Source organism: Actinomadura sp. K4S16 (assembly GCF_008327685.1).
Classification (GTDB): Bacteria; Actinomycetota; Actinomycetes; order Streptosporangiales; family Streptosporangiaceae; genus Spirillospora.
The window spans coordinates 196,318-214,995 of the sequence record NZ_BDDE01000017.1 but is presented as its reverse complement, the minus strand read 5'-3'; the positions used below and the strand labels follow the sequence as shown (position 1 = coordinate 214,995).

Sequence of the window (18,678 nt, the reverse complement as noted above, 5' to 3'; positions counted from 1 at the left end):
AGCTTTCATGACGCGGGTGACCGCGGACCGAGGCGCGTCTACGATGCGCATGGGAGCGCTCCCAATCCGGCCCTTCCCGCAACCGGAACGGAGAACGCGATGCGACACGACCGCGCACGCCGTGCCCTGACAGTCCTGCTGGCGGCCCTGCTCATGCCGGTGCTGGCGCCCGCCCTGTGGTCCGGCACGGCGTCGGCGCACGGATCGGTGATCGATCCGGCGTCCCGCAACTACGGCTGCTGGCTGCGCTGGGGCGGCGACTTCCAGAACCCCGCCATGCAGCAGAAGGACCCGATGTGCTGGCAGGCGTGGCAGGACAACCCCAACGCCATGTGGAACTGGAACGGGCTGTACCGCAACAACGTCGGCGGCGACCACCAGGCGGCGATCCCCGACGGGCAGCTGTGCAGCGGCGGCCGGACCGAGGGCGGGCGGTACCGGTCCATGGACGCCGTCGGCCCGTGGACGACCACGGACATCGGCACCACGTTCACGATCAACCTGTACGACCAGGCGAGCCACGGCGCCGACTACATCCGCGTCTACGTCACCCGCCAGGGGTACGACCCGCTGACCCGGCCGCTGCGGTGGAGCGACCTGGAGCTGGTCCGGGAGACCGGCCGGTACGCGCCGAGCAACAACTACGTGGTCGGCGATGTGAGCGCACCCGGCCGCAGCGGACGCCACGTCGTCTACACGATCTGGCAGGCGTCGCACATGGACCAGTCGTACTACATCTGCAGCGATGTGAACTTCGGCTGACCGCTCCCGCCCGCCGGACGCCGCCCGCCGGACGGACCGTGCCCCGTCCGGCGGGCGTGCCTACGCCCTTTTGGTGGCCGTTTGTCGGGGGTCGGCCGTAGGGTCGGGGCCATGTCGCGGCGGCGTTTCGATCAGGCCATGCAGCTCATGCGGACGAAGGAGCCGCGGGTCCGGGAGGACGCGTTCGACTTCCTGCGCGAGCACGCCGACGCCTACGTGGGCGAGCTGATCGAGGAGTTCGCGGCCGAGCGCGACGACCCCGGCCTGCGCTGCTGGCTGCTCGAACTGATCGCCGAGGCCCGGTCGCCGGAGGCCCTGGAGGTGTTCCGCGGCCAGCTCGAAAGCCAGGACGATTCACTGCGGTTCTGGGCGGTGCGCGGCCTGGAGATGCTCGACACCCGCGAGGCCGAGCAGGCGCTCGAAGAGGCGTACGCCAACGGCTGGGTCTTCTAGCGCCCCGACCCGGAACCGCCGGCGGCGCGGGAGCCGGTCGGCCCCCGCGCCCTCGCGTCACCCCAGGCGGGCCTCGATGGCCTCGATGATCCGCGGACGCATCTCCGCGGCGCCGATGACGGCGTCGACGGAGCCGACCTCGACCGCGCGCCGGATGTCGTGCACGCGGTCGAACTCCGCGGCCACCTCGCCGAGCTTCTCCGTGCGGACCGAGGCGCGCAGCTCGTCCAGCTCCGCGGTCAGCGTGGCGCGGGCGGGGCCCGTGGACGCCGCGACGCGGGTCTCCAGCTCCCGCACCCGCGGGTCGGCGGCGGTCCGGGCGTTGACGTCGGCGGCGAACACCGCCGCGGCGGCCGGCGCGCCGCCGAGCACCGACGCGAACGACCCCTCCAGCGCGAGCACGGTCATGTTCGGGTTCAGCGCCTTGGAGAACACCACGAACGCGCCGCCGTGGTACCGGGAGATCACGCAGAACACGATGGGCCCGCGGAAGTTGACGATCGCGCGGCCGATCTCGGCGCCGTACTCCAGCTGGAGCTGCCGCATCGACTCCGGCGAGCCGTCGAAGCCCGACAGGTTCGCCAGCACCACCAGCGGCCGGTTGCCGCTGGCCGCGTTGATCGCCCGGGCCGCCTTCTTGGACGACTTCGGGAACAGCGTGCCGGCGGTGTAGGCGTCCGGGCCGTCGGTGGGCGGGAAGCCGCGCCGCGGCACCGACTGCGACTCGATGCCGAGCAGGCACACCGGCATGCCGCCGAGGTGCACGTCCTGCACCACCGCGGTCTCCGCGTCGGCCATGCCCGCCCAGCGCTCCAGCACCGGGTGGTCCTGGTCGGACAGCGCCCGCATCACGGTCCGGATGTCGAACGGCTTCTTGCGGTCCGGGTTCGCCTCGGCGGAGAAGATCTCGCCGACGGTGGTGAAGTCGCTGCCCTCCAGGACGTGCGGGAAGGCGGAGACGTCGCGCTCGAAGGGGTCGCTCGTGCCGGCGCGGCGCGGTCCGGGCTCCCCGGGCGCGACGTAGGTGTGGTCGTAGTGCGACATCAGGACGTCCCGCGCGGCGATGAGGTTCGGCGCCCAGTACTGCGCCTGCCCGTTCGGGCCCATCACCCGGTCGTAGCCGCCGATGCCGAAGTTGTCCTCGGCCGACACGCCGCCGGAGAAGTCGAGCGCCTGCTTGCCGGTGAGCACCATCGCCGAGTCCGGCGTCATGACGAGCACGCCCTTGGTGTGCATGAGCATCGTCGCCTCGGCGTTCCAGTACGGCTGGGCGCCGACGTTGATGCCCGCGACGACGACGTTGATCTCGCCGCCGTCCTGGGTGAACTCGACGATCCGCTTGAGCGCCGCCGCCACCCAGTCCATGTTCTCCGTGCCCGACTCCATGGAGATCCGGGCGCCCGAGGACAGCGCGTACCACTCCAGCGGCACCCGCATCCGCTCGGCCAGGTCCAGCGCGGCGATCACTCGGCGGCACTCCGGTTCCGACAGCGCGCCGAGCGACTTCGTGGGGTCGCCGAGCAGCACGACCCGGGTGACGCCCTGCGGGTGCCGCCGGGTCCGCTTGGTGACGACGCCCGCGACGAGAGCCGCGGTGTTGCGCCCCTTCGGCCGGTCGACCGGCACGAGGACGTTGTCGTCGTCGAGGTCGTGCTCGACGAAGTCGCCGAGCAGGCCGGTCAGCTCGTACGGGTACACGGTGTTGCGGCTGCTCGCGCGGAGCACCTTCTGCCGGTAGCCGTCGAGCGGCTCGACCGGCTCGTCCGACGGCGCGCCGACGGTGAGCCGGGTGCCGCCGGTGGCGTCGAAGGAGATCCTGACGGCGACCTTCATCGGCTCGCCCGTCCGCGGGTCGCGCTGCCGCGCGATGAGCAGGACCTCCTCCAGCCCGGCGCCCGCGGCCGTCGGCAGCATGCGGTTGGCGATCCGCTGCAGTTCCGCGCGGGTGAGGTCGCTCACCGGCCAGACGTAGATCACGATGCGGTTGGTGGGGAACCGCTTCTTCGTCGGCCGCCGCGCCTGCGCCCGGCGGATCGAGTCCAGGCAGGTGGCGAGGGTGAACTCGGCCGTCGGCAGCGAGCGCAGCCTGCCGTCGCCGTCGCGCAGCGCCGTGAGGTCGCGCACCTGCGCGAACGCGACGAGCCGGTCGTCGGACGGGTTGTCGCGCGCCACGCACTGGAAGAGGTAGACCTCCTCGTCCGAGGACGGCAGCCGGGTGAGGTCGAACTTGTGCAGCCGCTCCATCTGCATGCGCTGCGCGATGAACGGGTGCAGGCCGCGGATCAGCCGCTCCTCCGCCATGCCCCCCACACCCCCCGGATCGCTCCGCTCCTCCGTCCCGCCGCCCTCGGCCGGGCGGAACGTGAAGTGGTGGTGCATCACGGCGCCGCTGCTGCCCGCGACGGTGGTGGTCAGCCGCCGGACCCGCGGCGGCAGCGGGTGCGCGTTGACGACCTCCTGGAGCGCGGCCGCCATCGCGTCGTGGTCCTCCGGCTGCCGCTCCCAGGACAGGTAGACGTCGGCGTCCACGTCGTCGCCGCCGTCCGCCAGCTCCGCGAGCCCGCGCAGCGCCGCGCCGAGGGAGTCGAAGCTCACCGCGGAGGAGGCCAGACACGAGCCGGCGCGCTCGGCGACCACGAACTCGCAGCCGCCGGCCTCCCGGGTGCGGACGCCGGTGAGGCCCTTGTTGCCGTAGTACCGCCGGGTGAGCACCTCCAGCATCACGGCGTTGTTCCGGTTGCCGCGCACGAGCCGCTGGCCGAGCACCCGCACCAGCGGTTCGGTGCTGCGCACCATCTCGGCGATGAGCTCGTCGCGCTCCGGCGCGTCCGGGTGCTCGTCCAGGTGCCGCAGGTTCCGGCGGACGCGGGCGTAGACCGCGGCGCGGTTGCGGCGCAGCAGCGGCTGGGCGAACCAGGCGAACACCACGCCGCACGCGAGGTCGTAGACCACCGGGAACCGGACCTGCGTCGCGGCGATCAGCCGCTCCAGCGCGAGGCCCGCGGACTCGCGCAGCGCGTCCTCCGGCGGGGGCTCGCCCAGCCACTCGCGGAGCAGCGCGGCGACCGCCGAGGCGTCGGCGGACGTGCGCTGCTGCGCGAGGAAGATCCGGAACACCGCCGCCTCGAGCTCGGGGGTGCGGTCGAGGTCGGTGACGCCGTAGTGGCCGAGCGCCTTGGCGAGCTTGGCCTGGAACGCCTCGGGCAGCCCGGCCCGCTCGACGTCGAGGCACTGCAGGTAGGTGTGGAAGTACTCGCGGGCGCTGTGCACGTGGCCGCCGTCGGTGCCGTCCCCGCCCGCCGGCCGGTCGCGGCCCAGCTCGGCGAGGTCGGCGAACACGTCGAAGAGCGCGATCTCCTCGGCCACCGGCCGGTGGCCGTCCGCGGCGGCGGCCCGGCGCGCGGCGAGGTAGTCGTCCAGGGCGCGGCGCTCGTCGTGCGGGTCGACGTCGAAGCCGAGCAGCAGGCCGCGCAGGTCCTCCAGGCCGCGCCGGGTGCGGTCCCGCGCCGGGGCGGCCCCGGGCGCGGCGGGCAGGTCGAGCGGGGCGGCCCCCGCCGCCGCGGTGTCGGCGGCCTCGGCCTCGTCGGCGAGCGGCTCCAGCCGCAGCAGCGGCGCACCGGTCTCCACCTGGCTGCCGACGGAGACGACGCACTCCTTCAGCCGCGCCTTGAACGGCGCCCGCAGCACCGTCTCCATCTTCATGCTCTCCAGCACCAGCACCGGCGCGCCCGCCTCGACCTCGGCGCCGACCTCCAGCGGGGTGGCGACGACGAGCGCGGGCGCGGGCGAGCGGACGACGCCGCCCTCGTCCCGGCTGACCCGGTGCGCCACGCCGTCCACCTCGACGAAGTGGATCGGCCCGTGGGTGCCGGTGAGCAGGCGGTACCGGACGCCGTTGACGGTGATCTGGCCGAGGTGCCGGTCGAAGCGCTCGAGTTCGACGTCGGCGGTGCGGACGTCGGCGCCCGCCTCGACGGCGACGCGGAACCGGTCCGCGCCGGTGCGGGCCACGCGCACCCGGTAGCTCGCGCCGCGGAGCTTGAGGTCCAGCGGCCGGCCGCTCTCGTGCCGCGCCTGGGGGCGCCCTCCGGACGCCGTCGACAGCAGCCGCTGCCGCTCGGCGCCCTCCGCCTCCTCGTAGGCCTCGATGGCGGCGGCCGCGAGCGCGACGGCGGAGTGCCGGTGCGAGACGAGCCCGCCCTCGGCGCGGACGCGGTCGATCCAGCCGGTGTCCGCGCTCGCCTCGACCACCTCGGGCCGGTCGAGCAGGTCGAGCACGAAGCTCTTGTTCGTCGCGCCGCCCTCGATGATGACCGTGGTCTCGGTCATCGCGCGGCGCAGCCGGCCGAGCGCCTCGTCCCGGTCGCGGCCGTAGGCGATGATCTTGGCGATCATCGAGTCGAAGTCGGCGGGGATCGCGTCGCCCTCGCTGACGCCGGTGTCGACCCGGATGCCCGGCCCGGCGGGCAGGTCCAGGCGGGCGATGCGGCCCGGCGAGGGGGCGAAGTCGCGGTCGGGGTCCTCGGCGTTCAGCCGGGCCTCGATCGCGTGCCCGCGCTCCACCGGCGGCGCGCCTTCGAGCCGGCCGCCGGAGGCCACGTGCAGCTGCGCCTTGACCAGGTCGAACCCGGTGGTGGACTCGGTGATCGGGTGCTCGACCTGCAGGCGGGTGTTGACCTCCAGGAACGCGAACATGCGGTCGCCGGGGTGGTAGAGGAACTCGACGGTCGCAGCGCCCCGGTACCCGACCGCGACGGCGAGCCGCTCGGCCGACGCCTTCAGCTCGGCGGTCTGCTCGGCGCCGAGCACCGGCGACGCCGACTCCTCGATGATCTTCTGGTTGCGGCGCTGCACCGAGCAGTCGCGCACGCCCAGCGCCCACGCCGTCCCGCCGTCGGCGATCACCTGCACCTCGACGTGCCGGGCGCCGGTGACCAGGCGCTCCAGGAACACGACGCCGCTGCCGAACGCCCGCGCCGCCTCCTGGCTGGTGCGCTCGTAGGCGTCCGCCAGCTCGGCCTCGCTCGTGATGACGCGGATGCCGCGCCCGCCGCCGCCCGCGGTCGCCTTCAGCATCAGCGGGTAGCCGATCTCCGCCGCCGCCGCGAGCGCGTCGTCCAGGGAGTCGACCGCGCCGCGGCTCCACGGCGCGACCGGCACGCCGACCTCCTCGGCGATCAGCTTCGCGCCGATCTTGTCGCCGAGCCGGCGCATGGCCTCCGGGCTCGGCCCGACGAAGGCGATGCCGATCCGCTCGCACAGCTCCGCGAACGCCGGGTCCTCGGCGACGAAGCCCCACCCGACCCACGCGGCGTCGGCGCCGGTCTCCACCAGCGCGCGCTCCAGGACCTCCAGGTCCAGGTACGGCCGGGCCGACGCGGGCCCGAGGTCGTAGGCCAGGTCCGCCTCCCGGACGAAGGTGGCCGTCCGGTCGACATCGGTGTACAGGGCGACGGTCTCGATCCGCGTCCCGCTCTCCGCGGCGATGTCCCGTACGGCGTGGATGAGGCGCATGGCGGCCTCACCCCGGTTCACGATGGCGACACGACTGAACACCCGACCGAGCCCTCCTGTTAGACGATTGCGGCGCCGGGACACGGCGCACCCGGACACTGTTCACCTTTCCGCCCAGAGGGCGGCGGCGCCATGCCGCCGACAACGCACGCTGCGCCGCTCCAGTTGTAGGAAACCTGCAAAAGCCGTCGCCTACGCTGCGCGGGCACCGAGCGGCGCACCGGCGCCGGAAGTGATCAGGATACGGATGCCCGCTCCGGTTCCCGGTGATGCCCGGAGCGGGCCGGACGGCCGCCGAAGCCGGACAGGACCGCCTCCAGCAGCGGCAGCGCGCGCCCAGCCCGCTTCGCACGGATGACCAGGTCCCAGGCGGGCTCGAACTTCTTCCAGCCCCCGGCGTAGGCGGCGTGCCTGGCCTTGCCGCGCAGGGTCGGCTTGGTCGCGGCGCCGCGCAGGATCGAGCCCCACCGGTAGAAGTCGCGGTAGGCGCGCCAGTAACCGTCCTCCAGTTGGCGGGCGGTCATCTTGGCGGGCTTGAAGACGACCGTACGGGTGTCGTACCGGTCCCAGTCGGAGTGCAGGAGCCGGTCGGCCTTGGCCATGCGGTCGTAGAGGCGAGTGCCCGGATAGGGGGTCAGGATGTGGAAGGTCGCGGTCTCGATGCCCTGGCCGACCGCCCACTCGACGGTGCGGTCGAACACCGCCGGGTCGTCCTCGTCCATCCCGAACACGAAGCTTCCGTTGACCATCACGCCGTTGTCGTGCAGGCGGCGGACCACCGCGCCGTAGTCGCGGTCGATGTTCTGCCATTTGCGCTGCTCGGTGAGGTTGCCGGCGTTGACGGTCTCGAAGCCGACGAACAGGCTCCGCAGCCCGGACTCGACGGCCTTCTCCAGGAGCCCGGGGTTCAGCACCGCCTTCACCGTCCCCGCCGCCTGCCAGAGCCGCCCCATCCCGCGCATGCCGTCGAACAGCGCGGACGCGAACCGGGCGTTGCCGAACAGGTGGTCGTCGAGGAAGTACAGGTGCCGCCCCGGCAGCCGGTCGATCTCGGCGAGCGCCGCGTCGACGGTCTGGGTGTAGAACGACTTGCCGCCCTCGAAGAACGCCTCCTTGTAGCAGAAGTCGCACACGTGCGGGCAGCCGCGCGACACCACGATCGAGTTCGGGACCAGGTAGCGCTCGCGGGCGATGAGGTCGCGGCGGACCGGCGGAAGCCCGGCGAGCGTCCGCTCGGCGGAGTCGTAGCGGGCCGCCGGGCGCCCGGCGCGCAGGTCGGCGAGGAAGCGGGGCCAGGTGTCCTCGCCCGGCCCGCAGAAGATCGTGTCGGCGTGCCGGGCCGCCTCGTCCGGGAGCGAGGTGACGTGCAGCCCGCCCAGGCAGACGTGCGCGCCCCGGGCGCGGTAGAGGTCGGCCAGCTCGTAGGCGCGCCGCGCCGAGGTGATGTAGACCTGGATCACCACGAGGTCGGGCTCGTCGGAGGTGTCGACCTGCTGGACGTGCTCGTCGGTCAGCGTCACCTCGTCGTCCGGGTCGAGGTAGGCGGCGAGCGTGGCCAGCCCGAGCGGCGGGAACAGCGAGTACTTGATCGGGCGGAAGAACGGCGACGTCGCCTCGGTCAGGGCCGGGAGGATCATCTTCACGCGCATGCCTCATTGGACGCCGCCCCGCCGCGCCGGTGGCGTCCGCCGTGTGCGGATCGTGTGGAGATCCCGTGCCCCCGGCCGTGCTCAGTCCCCGTGCCCCGGGCGTGCTCAGTTCGCGGTGCGGAGGTCGGGGAGCGGGCGCAGGCCGGGCGCCAGGGCGAGGGTGACGGCCACCGAGGCGGCGGCCATGATCGCCATCGCGGCCGCGGGGGACGTCGCCTGGGCCGCGCCGCCCGCCAGGGCCGCGCCCACCCCCTGCATCGTGAGCATCCCGGACGAGTGCAGGCCCAGGGCGTGCCCGTGCATGGCGACCGGTGTGAGCGCCATGAGGCGTTCCTGCAGCAGCAGCGTCGCGGCATAGCCGACGGAGGCCGAAAGGACGGCGGCCGCGGCGAGGGGGAGCGGCGGGTCGACGGCGAACAGCAGGTAGGGGACCGCCAGCAGGAGCCGCAGGACCGGGCCGAGACGCGCGCGCAGGTGCGGCGGGACGAACCGGCCCGTCACGGTGTCGCCCGCCAGCATGCCCACGGCGGCCATGGCGAGCAGGAGCCCCGCGTGGTGCGGGGAGTAGGAGACGAAGAGGGCCTCGCAGCCGACGATCAGACCGTTCGGCACCCACATCGCGAGGTAGGTGGCGCGGCGCGGCGCCGAGGACAGCAGCCGCACGTTGGTGCGCCAGGTCTGCGCCGGGCTCGGACGTCCGGCCGCCCGGGGCGGGCGGCGGCTCAGCCCGGCGACCGCCACGACGGCGGTGAGCAGGTAGAGCGCGGCGCCGGTGAGCAGGGTCCCCCGGGGCGAGAGCGCGACGACGAGGACGCCGCCGATGGCGAAGCCGCAGATCTGCATCGTCCCCACCGACATGTTCAGCACGGAGCGGCCGAGGAGGTAGCCCTCCTCGGGCAGGATCTCGCTCAGCAGGCCGTAGCGGACGCCGCTGCCGAGCGACGCGACCAGGCCGAGGCCCAGCACGATGGCGAACACCGCCGCCAGCGGGAGGCCGGGGACCGCCAGCACGGCCGTCCCCGTGCCGAAGAGCAGGGCGATGGAGGCGAGCGTCGCCCGCGGCGGCAGGCGGTCGGCGGCCGAGAGCAGGGTGAGCGCGCCCGCCATCTGGGCGAACGAGCCGCCGAACATGCTCAGCGCCGACAGCAGCGGCGACCGGGTCGAGTCGTACACCAGCGTGCCGAGCGCCAGGCCGCTGACCGTCTGGGCGGACGCCTGCACGGTGAAGGACGCGAAGAGGGGCGTGTACTCCGGAGTGCGGAAGAGGTCCCGATACGTGCGCATGATCGAAAGGGTCGGGCGCACCGCCGGGTCGCCGGTAATGTTTCGCACGGAGGCGAAACGTGGGCTGGTGGCTGGTCGACGCGGACACGCTCGCGAGCGGGCGGTTCGTGGTGTCGGCCCTCGCGGAGACCACCGCCTGCCTGAAGCTCCTGGAGAAGGGCGTCGCCGCGCACCCCGGGGAGCGGGCCTGGCTCGACGTCCACCTGCCCGCCTACCGGCGCACTCTCCGGCGCGACCCCGTCACCGCCGCGCTGCTGCACGCGGCCCTCGGCACCAGGACGAAGTGGAACGCCGACTTCCTGACGCCGCCGCACCCGGGCGCGGGCTCGCCGGCGTTCCACGAGGAGCTCGCCGCCGTCCGCCGGACCCCGCCCGAGCGGGCGCACGCCGACCTGGAGGTCTCGTTCGGGGGCCCGCTGCCCGCCGAGCTGCGGCGCCCCGACGTGCCCGAGCGGCTCGCCGGCCTGCTGGAGCGGGTGTGGACGCACGCCGTCGAGCCGGACTGGGAGCGCCGCCGCCGCGTCATCGAGGCCGACGCCGTCGCCCGCGCCGGGCAGCTGAGCCGCGGCGGATGGGCCGCCGCCCTGGACGACATGCGCTCGGGGATGCGCTGGCTCGGCGCCGGCCGCCTGCAGATCAACGTCCGCGACTACCCGCCGCGCGACATCTCCGGCTCCCGGCTCCTCTTCGTCCCGGTCACGCCGCGAACGGGCTGGGTGGCCTGGGAGGAGGCCGACCCCGCCCGCTACGCGATCGTCCACCCTTGCTCTGCGCCGCTCGCGGACGCGGCCGGCGCCGCCGTCCCCGAGGCGCTCGAACGCCTCCTCGGCGCGGGGCGCGCCCGCGTGCTCGTCCTGCTCGCCACGCCGCTGAGCACCACGCAGCTCGTGGCGCTCGCCGGGCAGGGGCTCGGATCGGTCGGCCGCCACCTCCGGGTGCTGTCCGACGCCCGCCTGATCGACCGCCGCCGCGCCGGACGCTCCGTCCTCTACTACCGGACGGCCACCGGCGCCGCCCTCGTGGACGGCGTTCAGGCCCCGGACGCCCCCGCCGGGCCGACCTCCGGGTGAGCCGTCCGGGCCCCCTCCTCGCCGAGCCGGGGGAGCCGCCGGCCGAGCCCGCCGGGCAGCCACCAGTTCCAGTCGCCGAACAGCCTCATCAGGGCCGGGACGAGCACCAGCCGCACCAGGGTCGCGTCCAGCGCGATCGCGGTCGCCAGCGAGAGCCCGAACTCCTTCAGCTCCAGGATCCCGGCGGTCAGGAAGCCGCCGAACACCGCCACCATGATCGCCGCCGCGGCCGCGATCGGGCGGGCCGTGTGCTCGACCCCGGCGGCGACGGCGGTCGCGTTGTCGTGGCCGTCCTCCCACGCCTCCTTCATGCGGCGGATGAGGAAGACCTCGTAGTCCATCGAGAGGCCGAACAGCAGCACGAACACGGTGATCGGCAGGTACACCTGGACGAACCCGGTGCTGTGGAAGCCGAGCAGGCCCTCGCCGTGGCCGTGCTGGAAGACCCAGACGGTGAGGCCGACCGAGGCGGCGGTGACGAGCAGGTTCATGGCCACGGCCTTGACCGGCAGCGCGACGCTCCGGAACACCACGAGCAGGAACAGCAGCGACAGGCCGAGCACGAGCGCCATCACGTAGGGGAGCTTTCCGGTGGTCTCCTCGGACAGGTCGACGAAGGTCGCGGTGGCGCCCCCCACCAGCACCTGCTGGTCAGGGGCGGCCTCGGGCGCGATGCCGCTCCGGATGTCCTTCACCAGCCGGGTGGCGGCGGGCGAGTCGATGGGCACCCGGGGGACGGCGTTGATCAGCACCCGTCCGGAACCGGGCAAGGACTCCACGTCGGCCACGCGCCGGTCCTGCCGTACGAGGGCCGCCACCCGCGCGGCCTGGCGCTGCCCGGCGGCGTCCAGCGCCGCGCCGTCCGGACCGGTGACCACGACCTGCACCGGCGACACCGCCCCGGCGGTGAAGGAGCGTTCGAGGACGGTCTGCGCCTTGGCGGTCGGCCGGCCCTCCAGGGACGCGGTGCCGAGGTCGATCCCGTACTTGACGCCCGGCACCGGGAGCGCGCAGACGACCAGGACGGCGGCGGCCGCCAGGCCGAACACGACCGGCCGGCGCATCACCAGCCGGGCCCACCGCGCCCACGGGCCGTGCTCGGCGCCCGCGCCGGACCGGGTGTCGGCCGGGCGCCACCGCTCGGGCAGCGACCAGGCGTCGACCCGCGGCCCGAGGACGGCGAGGACGGCGGGCAGCAGCGTCAGCGCGGCGGCGAGGGTGCACACCACCGAGATCAGCACGCCGGTGGAGATCTCCCGGAAGACCGGGGCCTCCATGACGAACAGCGAGCACACCGAGATCGCGACGACGACGCCGGAGAACAGCACGGTCCGCCCGGAGGTCGCGACGGCCGTCCCGGCGGCCTCCGCGACGGCCTCCGGCCGGCGCGGCCCGCCCCGCGTCACCCCGCGGCGGGCCAGCTCCTCCCTGAACCGGCTGACGATGAACATGGCGTAGTCGATGCCGATGCCCGTCCCGATCATCGTGACGATCGTCAGCAGGAAGGAGTCGAAGGAGAACCCGAACGTGAGCAGGTAGACGACGCCGAACGTGAGGACCAGCCCGGCCATGGACAGCACCAGCGGCAGCACCGCGGCCGCCACCGCCCCGAACGCCAGCACCATCACCGCGAGCGCGATCGGCATGCCGATCGCCTCGCCGCGCTCGGCGTCGGCCGTCCCCACCACCGTCTGGTCGTTGGTGATCGGCGAGTAGCCGGTCAGGTAGGCCGCCACCCCGTCGCCGGGGGCCGCCCTGTCGAGTGCGTCCTGGAGGTCGGCCGCCCTGGCGGGCCGCTCGCGGCCGTCGCCCTTGAGTCCGACGACGGCGATCGTGGCGCGCCCGTCGGGAGCCACCTGCCCTCTCGCCTGCGGGTCGAACGGGCCGATGACGGTGACCACGCCCTCCTCCCCGCGGGCCGCGCCGACCACCTTCTGGACGGCGGCCTTGCGCGCCGGGTCGTCGATCCGGCCGCGCGCGGCGTCGAAGACGATGACGTCCTGCTCGTCCCCCTGGCCGGCGAAGTACCGCTGGACGAGCCGGGAGGCCTCGGTGGACGGTGCGCCGTCCACCCCGTAGTCGGGTGACTTGAGCTGCTTGGTCAGGAGGGGGAAGCTCGCCCCGCAGGCGATCAGCACCACGATCCAGGTGGTGATCACCAGCCGGCGGTGCTCGGCCATGAGGGCGCCCCAGCGACGTCGTCCCATCAATCGCCTCTCAGGAGGGTTCGCACGGCCTCGACCGCGCCTGCCAGATCGAGCTCGGGGTCCATGACCAGGTGCAGCAGCAGCCCGTCCAGCAGCGCGGCGACCACCGTCGCCGTGCCGGACGCGGGCGCGCTCGCGGTGACGCCGCCGCGCTCCTGGTCGCGCCGGACCAGCTCGGTGAGCGCGGCCCGGAACTCCCGCGTCGCCGCGGCGATGGGCTCGCGCAGGGCCGGATCGCGCGAGGACTGGCGCGCGGTCTCCAGCAGCAGTCCCACGGACGGGTCCTCGAGACCGCCGCCCGCGAACCACGCGATCGTGCCCTCGAACATCTCCTGGACGCTGCTCGCCGTCGCGAGCGCCTCCACCGGCTCGGCGAGCGCCTGGAGCGTCGCCGTGACGGCGGCCTGCCGGAGCACGTCGTCCTTGCCCTGGAAGTGGTAGCTGATCACGCCGTGCGGCACCCCGGCCCGCGCCGCGATCGCCCGCATGGTGACCCGCCCCCACCCCAGTTCGGCGATCAGGGCGGCGGTCGCCTCCAGAATCGCCGCACGGGTGGCGGCGCCTTGCTCGGCACTCGTCGGCCGAACGCCTCGTCCATTCGCTTTGGCCACTTGGCCAAGGTACGCCCGACCGTTGCACAATGCAATAGAGGGGCAAGGAAAGTGCGCGGGCCCGCCGGCGCTCACCGGGCGGGCTCCTCGAAGCGTCCTCGCGCTTGCCCAGGGCTCCCTGGGCGTGGCATCCAGTGCAGACGACCTGCGGGGCGGGATCCAGTCCGCGGCGCCGGGGGTCGTCAGGAGGTCACTGGGCGGGTTCTTGGTCCTGGCTCTCGGCGGACCCGGCGGACTGAGCCGACCCGGCCGACTCGCCGGTGAGATGCTGGAAGGTCCCCGTGAGGTGCAGGAGCCGGTCGAGCTGCGGAGGACGGCCGCTCAGCACGAGGCCGACGCCCGCGGCGGCCGTCCGGCGGCGGACCATCAGCAGGGCCGCCAGGCCGGCCGAGTCGCACATGCCCATCCCGCCGCAGGCCAGCTCCAGGTCGCGGACGTCCGGGTGGTCCTCCATCTGCCTGCGGACGGTCGCCACCAGCGTGTCGGCGGTGTAGAAGTCCAGGTCACCCTCAATCTCGATCCGCAGCGCCCGCGGCCCGGGGAGGGTCGCGACGACACGCAGCGGAGTATCGGGAACAAAGGCGGTCATGCGGTCCTTTCTTCGGCGGAACCGCCCGGCGCGTCCGTTGCGGCGTCGGCGGCGTCCGGCACCGGCTGCCGGAGCGACTCACAGGCGCTGGAGAGCATGCCCGTGGCCCGGGGGTAGTCGACGAGTTGCTCCGCCAGCAGCTCCAGCCCTGGCAGGAGGCTCATCGCCGGCACGCCCCTTGCGGTGAGGATGCCCGCCGTCCACTCGATGAACCCGGTGAAGAGGCCGGGGTCGTCCACGTAGAGGGCGGTGGCGAGGAAGTCGACGATATGGGCGATGTCCTCGGCGGTGTGGCGGAGTTGCTCGTCGGTGTAGTCCGCCATCGCCGGGAAGCGGGCCGGGAGCTCGGCCATCACGTGCCGCACCAGCTTGCGCGAGGTCCGGCTGACCTGCGTGTACTCCTGGTCGGCCAGGTGCGGCAGGTCGTCGATGACCTGGTGCAGGGGCGGCGGCTTGGGCAGCGGCCCCTCCGCGAGCCGGTCGGCGGCGGCGCGGGCGTCGGGGGCCCAGCCGTCGGCGCCGAGCAGGGAGGCGTACCGGCCGTCGATCCCGTACGCGGCGCCGCCCACGAGGACGGGCGTACCGGTCGCCTGGCAGGCGGTGATGGCCGCGTGCGCGGCCGGCAGCCGGGTGGCGATCGAGGACGACAGCGCCACCACCGCCGGGTTCGCCCGGTGCACGTGGGAGATCAGGTGCGGGGTCGGGACCTGGGCGCCGAGGTAGTCGACCTGCCAGCCGCGCAGCCGCAGCACCTCGGCCAGGATCCGCGCGGGCAGGGCGTGCCACTCCCCGTCGATGCACGCGACCGCGACCCGGCCGCGCGGTTCGGCGCGGTGCCGCGCCATGGCCTCGCGGACGGCCGGGTGGTGCGCCAGCGCCGCGATCGTCCGCTCGTTGATCGCGGTCGCGGTGTGCTCCTGCGCGACCGTGAGCCGGTTCGCCGCCCACTCCCGGCCCACCCGGGCCTGGAGCGGGGCGATGACGTCCAGCAGGACGGTCTCGGCGTCGATCCCGTGGTCGAGCGCGGCGGTCACCGCGTCGGCGGCCGCGTACTCGTCGCCGGCGAGGACGGCGTCCCAGAGCGCGTCCGTCCAGCCGTCGAGCTCCGGGGGCGGCCCGTGGTGCTCTGCGGGCCTCGTCACGCGGTGAACCTCCCTGGTCCCTGCCCCCCTACGGCGCTGAGGTGGAAGCGCCGGGGAGCGGTGATGGCGACCACGGCCATGTCGTCGTGCTTGCCCGTGCCCACCCATTCGGCGGCGAGCATGTGCACCCGTTCGACGAGCGCTTCCGGAGGCATTCCCCCGCAGCGGGCGAGTTCACCGCTCAGCCGCTCGTCGCCGAACATCTCGTCGCCCAGCGGGCCGCCGAAGGCCTCGGTGATGCCGTCGGTGTAGAGCAGGCAGGTGTCGCCCGGCTCCAGCAGCACGGTCGCGGTCGTGGAGGAGATCTTGTCCAGCACGCCGATCAGCGACCCGCCCGTGTCGGGGGCCTCGACCTCGCCGCCGGCCCGCACGATCAGCGGGCGGGAATGGCCGGCGCTGGTCAGCCGCAGCCGCACGAGGTTGCCCTCGCGCCGGATCGACGCCAGCACGAGGGTGACGAATCGGGTGGACTCGCTGTTCAGCAGCGTCCCGTTCAGCAGTTCCAGCACGCGCTTGTGGTCGCCGGCCAGCGGAAGCAGGGCCTGCAGCGTGTTGCGGATCTTGCCGGTGAGCACGGCGGCCTCCAGGCCCTTGCCGCACACGTCCCCCAGCACGACCAGCGATTCCTGCTCGGCGCCGGAGCCGTCGGCGGCCGCCGGGTGCAGGTCGTAGAAGTCGCCTCCGACGCGCTCGCCGGCGCCCGCCGGCCGGTAGCGGGCCGCGAGCTCCACCTCCTCCAGCTCCCTGGTGCGCGGCGGCAGCAGGTCGCGCATCAGCGTGTCGGTGATGGACGCCTGCTCGGCGTACACGCGGGCGGCCGACATGGCCGCGCCGGCCCGCGCCGCGAACAGGCGCGCGATCGTCTCCTCGCCCTCGGAGAACGCGCGCCGCCCGCCCCGGCGGAGCAGCACCAGCGCTCCGGCGGGCATGCCCTGCCCCGGCAGCGCGGTGACCACCATCGCGCCGAGGTCGCCCAGGTCCGTGCGGACGATCCAGGAGGGTGCGGCGGTCGGGTCGAGCCAGCGCGACGGCACCGGCGGGAAGCCCTGCATCGCCTCCGCGAGCCCCGGCACCTCCGCGGGGTCGACGAGGAGCTGCTGGTGGTCCACCGCGCCGTCCGGGCCGCAGTAGGAGACGGGGTAGGCGCGCCCGGGACCGGGCGCGATCACCAGTGCGGCGTCGGCGAGGTATCGCGCCGCCAGCTGGACGGTCACCTCCATGCACCGTTCCAAGTTCAGCGACGCCAGCAACTGGCTGGACGCCTCCGCCAGGAAGGCCGTCCGCTCCCGCTCGTCGGCGAGTTCGCGTTCCAGCCGCCGGTGCGCGGTGACGTCGAACAGCCACCAGACCGTCCCCGGCGCGATGCCGGGCTGCGTGTCGGGGGCGCCCGTGCCCTCGTCGGGCACGCCGTGGGCCTCGAAGACGCGGTCGCCGATGGGGCCGTCGGCGAGGGGGCCGGGCCGCGAGGCGCCGGTCTGCGGCAGATCGTCCTCTGCCACTTCGGAGAGGGGGGTCTCGGTCAGGGAGTGGTGGGCCTCGGCCAGCCAGGCGGGCGCCGCGTCGTCCAGCCGTGCGCCCGGCAGCATGCCGAGCAGCAGGCGCGCCGCGTCGTTGAGCCGCATGACGGTGCCGGACGGGTCCACCGCGAGCGCGGGGTAGGGGCCGGGCCCCAGCGCCGGGTCGAGAACGCGCTGAGTGCCGTCTATGCCTTGGGTCAGTTCCATCACGTCGCAGCCTGCGGCGGGACCACTTCCTTCCTGCACTGAGCCGCTGAACGAGGATCGTGTCCTCGCCACCACCCTAACCACAACAAGACAGTTGCCGGAAGGCAAAGATTCGTGCGGGTTCCCCTTGCGGGCCTGGACAAGGCCGGTAAGCGCCGAGGTCAGCGGGTGTGGTCGGGGCCTCAGGAATGCCGTCCGCGTTCCGGGGTAGCCTCGCCTCAACAGGAGGTGGAATCAGGTGATGGACGCGGTACAAGACGGAAATCACACGTCGCTACGACGATGGCACGATCCTCACGACAGGCTCCGGATCGGCATCGAGGACCGCGATACCTGCCTTCTCGTCCGGGTGGAAGGTGAAATCGATTACCTTACGGCCGACGGCTTCCGGGAGCATGTTCTTTCTCACTGTTCCGCCACCTGGAGAATCGTCCTGGATCTGCAGGATGTGAAGTTCTGCGACTCCTCCGGGCTGGGTGCCCTGGTGGGCGTCTGGAAGGCCGTCACGGCCCAGCGCGGCCGGTTGGTCCTCAGCCGCCCGAGCCCGGTGTGCCACCGGATCCTCCAACGCACGGGCCTCGACGCGCACATGCTCATCAGCCCCACCCTCCGGCACGCGTTCGCGAACGTCGCCGGCGACCAGGCCAATGCGCAGCCTGCGCCATTGGTCCCCAACGCGCGCCAGGACGCCTCCTGAAAGCATCGGCCCGGCACGCACTCCGAGGCCCGGCCCATAGTTCGGAATGACGCGATCCGTCGCCCCGCACGGGCCTTGACGACTCCAGACTCCCTTCTGGCCCGATGGCCAGGCCATATCTCGATCGAGACACATCATTCTTGCGAAGAGCGCCCCATGCCCGGTCCCGGCGAACGGTGACGGCGTGAATCGCGGCCGCGGCGGCCGAATGCGCGGCCCGGTGGCGGCAGCGCACCGGCGGGCCCGGGGCGGCGCCCGGTGCGGCCGGGCCCCTTCGGATGGCGGGGCCCGGCCATGACGCGGGTCACTTCGGCGGCATCAGGACGCTGTCGATGATGTAGACGGTCGCGTTGGCGGTCTGGACGTTGCCGCAGACGACCTTCGCGTCCTCCCCGACGGTGAAGGACTCGCCTGAGCCGCTGCTCTTGAGCATGGCGCCGTTCAGCGTCTTGAAGTCGCCCGCCGCGAGCCCGCTCGGTGCGACCTGCCGGCCGACGACGTGGTACGTGAGGATGCCCGTCAGCGTCTTCTTGTCCGACAGGACCTTGTCGAGCGTCTCCTTCGGGATCTTCTTGAACGCGTCGTTGGTGGGCGCGAACACGGTGATGTTCTTCGACGAGTTGAGCGTGTCCACGAGGCCGGCCTTCTGCACGGCGCTGACCAGCGTGGACAGCACAGGGTTGTTGGAGGCGGCGGTCGCGACGGGGTCGGCGGCCATGCCTTGGAAGCTGCCCTTGCCGGACGCCGGGACGGCCGAGCAGGCGGGCCCGAACGGCCCCTCGGCGGCCGGCGCGCCGCTCATCGAGGTCTCCGGCGCGGACGACGCGGCCGGGGCCGCGGCGGCGTCGCCGTCGTCGTCGCCGGAGCAGGCCGTCGCGCCGATGGCGAGGGCGGCGGCCGCGAGGACGCCGGCGGCGATGCGGTTGCGGTGCATGGTGAACTCCTTTGTCGGAACTTTCGGTGGACCGGATGCGGT

The 18,678-nt window shown here is 73.6% G+C and carries 13 protein-coding genes; 4 read left to right on the top strand and 9 right to left on the bottom strand.

All coding sequences use genetic code 11. The features are described 5' to 3' along the window. Positions 1-99 precede the first annotated feature (99 nt). The gene (locus tag K4S16_RS27050; protein WP_149261841.1) at positions 100-762 is read left to right on the top strand and encodes a lytic polysaccharide monooxygenase; all 663 of its coding nucleotides are present in this window, start codon (positions 100-102) and stop codon (positions 760-762) included. A gap of 111 nt (positions 763-873) precedes the next feature. After that, the gene (locus K4S16_RS27045; RefSeq protein ID WP_200842145.1) at positions 874-1,215 is read left to right on the top strand and encodes a HEAT repeat domain-containing protein; all 342 of its coding nucleotides are present in this window, start codon (positions 874-876) and stop codon (positions 1,213-1,215) included. Between the two features lie 57 nt (positions 1,216-1,272). Here K4S16_RS27045 and K4S16_RS27040 read toward each other — a convergent pair whose 3' ends face one another. The 3 genes from K4S16_RS27040 to K4S16_RS27030 all read right to left on the bottom strand — a co-directional run bounded on the left by K4S16_RS27040 (position 1,273) and on the right by K4S16_RS27030 (position 9,662). Next, positions 1,273-6,771, bottom strand: a complete 5,499-nt coding sequence (locus tag K4S16_RS27040; RefSeq protein WP_149261840.1) for a carboxyl transferase domain-containing protein — start codon at positions 6,769-6,771, stop codon at positions 1,273-1,275. 194 nt (positions 6,772-6,965) lie between these two features. Beyond that, positions 6,966-8,378, bottom strand: a complete 1,413-nt coding sequence (locus K4S16_RS27035; protein WP_149261839.1) for a radical SAM protein — start codon at positions 8,376-8,378, stop codon at positions 6,966-6,968. 105 nt (positions 8,379-8,483) lie between these two features. Then, positions 8,484-9,662: an MFS transporter gene (locus tag K4S16_RS27030; RefSeq protein WP_149261838.1), complete on the bottom strand. Its 1,179-nt coding sequence runs from the start codon at positions 9,660-9,662 to the stop codon at positions 8,484-8,486. 59 nt (positions 9,663-9,721) lie between these two features. Here K4S16_RS27030 and K4S16_RS27025 point away from each other — a divergent pair, with 59 nt between their 5' ends. Further along, entirely contained in the window at positions 9,722-10,732 is a 1,011-nt protein-coding gene (locus K4S16_RS27025; RefSeq protein WP_149261837.1) for a winged helix-turn-helix transcriptional regulator, read from the top strand. Here K4S16_RS27025 and K4S16_RS27020 read toward each other — a convergent pair. The 5 genes from K4S16_RS27020 to K4S16_RS27000 all read right to left on the bottom strand — a co-directional run bounded on the left by K4S16_RS27020 (position 10,693) and on the right by K4S16_RS27000 (position 17,005). Next, positions 10,693-12,939, bottom strand: coding sequence for an MMPL family transporter (locus tag K4S16_RS27020; protein WP_200842144.1), 2,247 nt, complete (start codon positions 12,937-12,939; stop codon positions 10,693-10,695). The genes K4S16_RS27025 and K4S16_RS27020 overlap by 40 nt on opposite strands. Continuing rightward, positions 12,939-13,550, bottom strand: coding sequence for a TetR/AcrR family transcriptional regulator (locus K4S16_RS27015; protein WP_149261836.1), 612 nt, complete (start codon positions 13,548-13,550; stop codon positions 12,939-12,941). Before K4S16_RS27015 ends, K4S16_RS27020 begins: the two co-directional genes overlap by 1 nt. 190 nt (positions 13,551-13,740) lie before the next feature. Then, complete coding sequence (locus K4S16_RS27010; protein WP_149261835.1) at positions 13,741-14,139, bottom strand: STAS domain-containing protein; 399 nt, start codon at positions 14,137-14,139, stop codon at positions 13,741-13,743. Beyond that, positions 14,136-15,281, bottom strand: coding sequence for a B12-binding domain-containing protein (locus tag K4S16_RS27005; RefSeq protein WP_235037100.1), 1,146 nt, complete (start codon positions 15,279-15,281; stop codon positions 14,136-14,138). The genes K4S16_RS27010 and K4S16_RS27005 overlap by 4 nt, the downstream gene beginning before the upstream one ends. Then, positions 15,278-17,005, bottom strand: coding sequence for a PP2C family protein-serine/threonine phosphatase (locus K4S16_RS27000; RefSeq protein WP_149261833.1), 1,728 nt, complete (start codon positions 17,003-17,005; stop codon positions 15,278-15,280). Before K4S16_RS27000 ends, K4S16_RS27005 begins: the two co-directional genes overlap by 4 nt. A 241-nt stretch (positions 17,006-17,246) precedes the next feature. On the opposite strand from K4S16_RS27000, the gene K4S16_RS26995 reads away from it, so the two are divergent. Continuing rightward, positions 17,247-17,702 carry an STAS domain-containing protein gene (locus K4S16_RS26995; protein WP_149261832.1) on the top strand — a complete coding sequence of 152 codons (456 nt, stop codon included), beginning with the start codon at positions 17,247-17,249 and terminating at the stop codon, positions 17,700-17,702. A gap of 304 nt (positions 17,703-18,006) precedes the next feature. On the opposite strand, the gene K4S16_RS26990 is transcribed toward K4S16_RS26995, so the two are convergent. Next, positions 18,007-18,636 carry a fasciclin domain-containing protein gene (locus K4S16_RS26990; RefSeq protein WP_149261831.1) on the bottom strand — a complete coding sequence of 210 codons (630 nt, stop codon included), beginning with the start codon at positions 18,634-18,636 and terminating at the stop codon, positions 18,007-18,009. Positions 18,637-18,678 lie beyond the last annotated feature (42 nt).

What these genes read in the sequence shown, in the direction of transcription:
- K4S16_RS27050 (WP_149261841.1), top strand. Translation starts at nt 100, where the DNA reads ATGCGACACGACCGCGCACGCCGTGCCCTGACAGTCCTGCTGGCGGCC.
- K4S16_RS27045 (WP_200842145.1), top strand. Translation starts at nt 874, where the DNA reads ATGTCGCGGCGGCGTTTCGATCAGGCCATGCAGCTCATGCGGACGAAG.
- K4S16_RS27035 (WP_149261839.1), bottom strand. Translation starts at nt 8,378, where the DNA reads ATGCGCGTGAAGATGATCCTCCCGGCCCTGACCGAGGCGACGTCGCCG.
- K4S16_RS27030 (WP_149261838.1), bottom strand. Translation starts at nt 9,662, where the DNA reads ATGCGCACGTATCGGGACCTCTTCCGCACTCCGGAGTACACGCCCCTC.
- K4S16_RS27020 (WP_200842144.1), bottom strand. Translation starts at nt 12,939, where the DNA reads ATGGGACGACGTCGCTGGGGCGCCCTCATGGCCGAGCACCGCCGGCTG.
- K4S16_RS27010 (WP_149261835.1), bottom strand. Translation starts at nt 14,139, where the DNA reads ATGACCGCCTTTGTTCCCGATACTCCGCTGCGTGTCGTCGCGACCCTC.
- K4S16_RS27000 (WP_149261833.1), bottom strand. Translation starts at nt 17,005, where the DNA reads ATGGAACTGACCCAAGGCATAGACGGCACTCAGCGCGTTCTCGACCCG.
- K4S16_RS26995 (WP_149261832.1), top strand. Translation starts at nt 17,247, where the DNA reads ATGGACGCGGTACAAGACGGAAATCACACGTCGCTACGACGATGGCAC.
- K4S16_RS26990 (WP_149261831.1), bottom strand. Translation starts at nt 18,636, where the DNA reads ATGCACCGCAACCGCATCGCCGCCGGCGTCCTCGCGGCCGCCGCCCTC.